At 63.4% G+C, this 3,818-nt stretch carries 4 protein-coding genes; all 4 read left to right on the forward strand.

What is annotated here, in order from left to right:
* Positions 1-118: 118 nt before the first annotated feature.
* Positions 119-889 (forward strand): SDR family NAD(P)-dependent oxidoreductase, encoded by a 771-nt coding sequence (locus tag ACXRVY_RS19710; RefSeq protein ID WP_458238040.1) that lies wholly within the window; start codon positions 119-121, stop codon positions 887-889.
* A gap of 66 nt (positions 890-955) precedes the next feature.
* Positions 956-2,218 (forward strand): sulfotransferase family protein, encoded by a 1,263-nt coding sequence (locus tag ACXRVY_RS19715; protein ID WP_223458491.1) that lies wholly within the window; start codon positions 956-958, stop codon positions 2,216-2,218.
* Positions 2,215-3,438, forward strand: coding sequence for a hypothetical protein (locus ACXRVY_RS19720; protein ID WP_223458489.1), 1,224 nt, complete (start codon positions 2,215-2,217; stop codon positions 3,436-3,438). Before ACXRVY_RS19715 ends, ACXRVY_RS19720 begins: the two co-directional genes overlap by 4 nt.
* A partial coding sequence (locus tag ACXRVY_RS19725; RefSeq protein WP_458238041.1) for a Gfo/Idh/MocA family protein occupies positions 3,435-3,818 on the forward strand: 384 nt, incomplete at its 3' end. The genes ACXRVY_RS19720 and ACXRVY_RS19725, both read left to right, overlap by 4 nt.

The raw sequence follows: 3,818 nt of genomic DNA on the forward strand, positions 1-3,818 counted from the left end.
CTTTTAATACTATCGCCTTATCTTGAACCGCCAGTTGGCTGGGGCGATAGCGGTAGCTCCTGATCGACTGGCCCATTGCGCCGCAGCAATCAGGTGTACCTATTGGAGGCAACGCCCCATGAACACTCAACAGGCCGACTGGCCGAACCTTCAGTTTGACTACGACAATTGCCATGTCCTGGTGACCGGTGGCACCAGCGGCATCGGGGCCGGCATCGCCGCAGCGTACCGAGCAGCAGGTGCGCAAGTGACGATCACCGGCACCCGGCCCTGCGCCGCCGATTACGACATTGACCTCGACGGCTACCRCTACTTGCAGCTCGACATCGAGAACGCAGACAACATCTCTGCCGTCGCGGCAGCGCTGCCGCGCCTGGACATCCTCGTCAACAACGCCGGCTTTGCGCTGCCAAGCTGTGGCCTGGACGAGTACGAACCGGACGTTTTCGAACGCGCGGTGCGCATGCACCTGGTCGGTGGCTATCGCATGGCGCATGGCTGCGCAGACAAACTCCTGAAAAGCACGCTGCCAGGCGGACCTTCGATCATCGGCATTGCATCAATGAGCTCGTTCTTCGGGATCGATGTGGTGCCCGGCTATGGCGCGGCAAAGACTGGCGTCGTCGGGCTGACCCGGGCACTGGCGGTCCATTGGGGCGGGCGCATTCGCGTCAACGCAGTCGCGGCGGGGCTTACCGCAAGCCGCATGACGGCGACGACTGTCGCCAATCCGCAGTGGTCCGCGCCCACGCTTGCGCGTACGCCGGCAGCACGGCTTGGGGTGCCGCAGGACATCGCCGGTCCAGTCCTTTTCCTGACGAGCGCGGCCGCCGGCTGGATCACGGGACAGACACTGCCTGTCGATGGCGGCTTCACGGTCGCCGGCTGAGTCCGGCACCGGCCCTTTCAGTACTGCCTGTCGCCAACACCTCTCCTCACACTTATGGAGCAGCGCATGAAACCTGACATCATCCGTATCACAGACCTGGGCGCCCCCGAGCTGACCGAGCGACAGCGTCGAGCGATCGCGGGCGTCCCCCCCGTGGAAATGCGCGAGGAGGCCGTCCTGGCAGCCGCATGCCAGCGCACGGGGCTTTCCGACTTCGGTTCGGAGGACTTCCGCGAACGGCTGCGAATCTGGCTGAAGAGTTTTGACGAGGATACGGAGCTCAGCCCCCTGGGGCGCGCGGGGATGTTCGGCGATGCCGTGCGCTACGCATCTTCGCGCCTGCGCTTCGAAGATCTGGTGAAGCGACACCCGGAAATCAACGACGTCGCGATTGATCGGCCGATCATCGTCGCCGGGCTTCCCCGCTCAGGCACGACTCACCTGGTCAACATCCTGGCAGCCGATCCGCGACTGCGTTCGATGCCGCTATGGGAAGCGATGGAGCCGATTCCTGCGCCGCAAGACCAAACATCAGACGGGGAAGATCCGCGTATCGTTCGCACCCGCCAGGCCTGGGGCGAATTCGAAGCCATATTGCCGTTCATGCCGGCGATGCACGAAATGTCCCCCACCCACGTGCATGAAGACATCGAACTGCAAGGCCTGGACTTCTCGTCCTATCTGCCGGAATGGCAGTCTCGCCCGTGTCGCTGGCGCGATTACTACTACAGCCACGATCAGACGCCGCACTACCGTTATGGTCGCCGAGTCCTGCAGGCGCTCACCTGGCTCCAGGGCCCGAACCGATGGGTGATGAAATCGCCGCCGCACATGGAGAACCTGCGGCCGCTGATGACGACCTATCCCGACGCCACGCTCGTCATCACCCATCGCGACCCCGTCGCCGTACTCCAGTCCGCCATCACCATGATCGCCTATGGCGATCGCATCCGCCGCCATACTGTCGACGTAAAGGCGTTGGCGCGCTATTGGACAGATCGAGTGGAACATCTGCTGCGCGCCTGCGTTCGGGACCGGGACAGTGTTCCCGCCGGCCAATCGCTCGATGTGCTCTTCGACGACTACATGGCCGACCAACAGACGGTGATCGAACGCATCTATGCCATGGCCGGCCTGCCATTGACCGCCGACGCCAAGGCGCGGATCCAGGCCTATCTGAACGCCAATCCACGGGGCAAGCATGGTCGCGTCGTCTATGACCTGAAAGGCGATTTCGGGGTTGATATTGCCGCTTTGCGCGAGCGATTCGGCTTTTACTATGAGCGCTTCTCGGTCAGGCCAGAGCGCATCGAAGGAGAGCGGTCATGACCGATCTAGCTACGGAACGTCTGTTGTCCGGCCGCGCGTGGGACGACTTCTGCGAAACCGTTCGCCAGGCCGGCCACAGGGTCGATGCTTTCGGCGCCGAGGCCGATACCCTCGACCGCGCCGAATGGTATCGATTCATGACCCGGCTCATGCGCAACGGTTTCGAACGTTACCTGGAGAACTGCGAGCCAGAACGGCCGCGCCTGCGCGATGCGCCCTGGCGACAGTCCATCAACTTCCAGTCTCCCGATCAGGATCATCTGCTTGCCGAGTTCGTCGACGGTAGTCATGACTATGTCATTCGTGGCCATCGTGGCGGGCTGCCGTACTTCGTCATCGCCTCATGGCGCGCGCCACAACCGCGCCATCCCGGCGCTCAGGACTGGGCAACGCGTGGTGTATCCGGTCTTGACGAATTCGATCCCGCTGCGCTGCAGACCACCGGCTTCATCTCCTCACGCCAGGTGAAGTTCGATGCGCAGGGCAACTTCGAGATCGTGGTCAGCCAGAACAAACCCGCAGACGGGCGCGACTGGCTGTCGATCTCACCGGACTGCGTCGGCCTCCTGGTGCGCACGCTCTACCATGATCGCGCGAATACCGCGCCGCCTCACTTCACCATCGAACGGATCGATAGCCCGCAACCGCGCCCCGTCACCGCCGCCGAAATAAGCGATGCGCTCGCCAAGGCGGGTCAGATGGTACTTGGCTATTGCGAGCTGGTGCGCAGCTGGTGGCAGGACAATCTCAGCCAGCGGCCAAACCGCATCCGCTTCGACCGCGCGGTGTACCTGTCCAATGGCGGCGTGCCGGACCGACACCACGGCTTCGGTACCTGGGAGTGTGCTGGCGACGAGGCGCTGGTTATCGATTTCCTGCCCTCAGCCTGTGATTACTGGATATTCCAGCTCTGTTCGATCTGGCAAGAGAACCTCGACAACTACGAGGACGGCGGCGGTTGCGTGCAGAAGTACAAGGCCAGCTATCGCCACGACGGCTCGGTGCGCGTCATCGTTGCGCAAGGTCAGCCCGGCATCGCCGGCAATTGGGTCCAGTCCTTCGGCCATGTCCATGGCGGCATGAGTTTGCGTCTGATTGGCACACAGGGCGAGCCGCCGCAGGTAACGCTGCGCCGTATTGCGCTCGCCGTGCTGCAAGAACGTGGTGAAGAGGCACTGGAAGACATCGTGCCGATCATCAGTGGCGAGGTAGCGCGATGAGTACGCCGTCGCGATCCATAGCTGCGGCGGTGGTCGGCACCGGCTTCGGTCTTTTTACCCATGTACGTGCGCTGCGCGAGGCCGGGTTCGAAGTGCGTGCGATCGTCGGCCGAGACCGTGCCCGCACCATCGCGCGCGCTGCACCTCTCGGCATCCCGCTGGCAACCGATAGTCTTGCCGAGGCGCTTGCCGATCCAGCGATACAGCTCGTTACGGTGGCAACGCCCCCGCACGCACACTATGCACCGGTGATGGCCGCGATCGCCGCCGGGCGGCATGTCGTGTGCGAAAAGCCCTTTGCCCGCGACGCCGCCGAAGCGGCGCAGATGCGCGAAGCCGCGACAAAGGCCGGTGTTCATCACCTGCTCGGTGCCGAATTC

It is taken from the genome of Pseudomonas sp. P5_A2_2 (genome assembly GCF_054177685.1).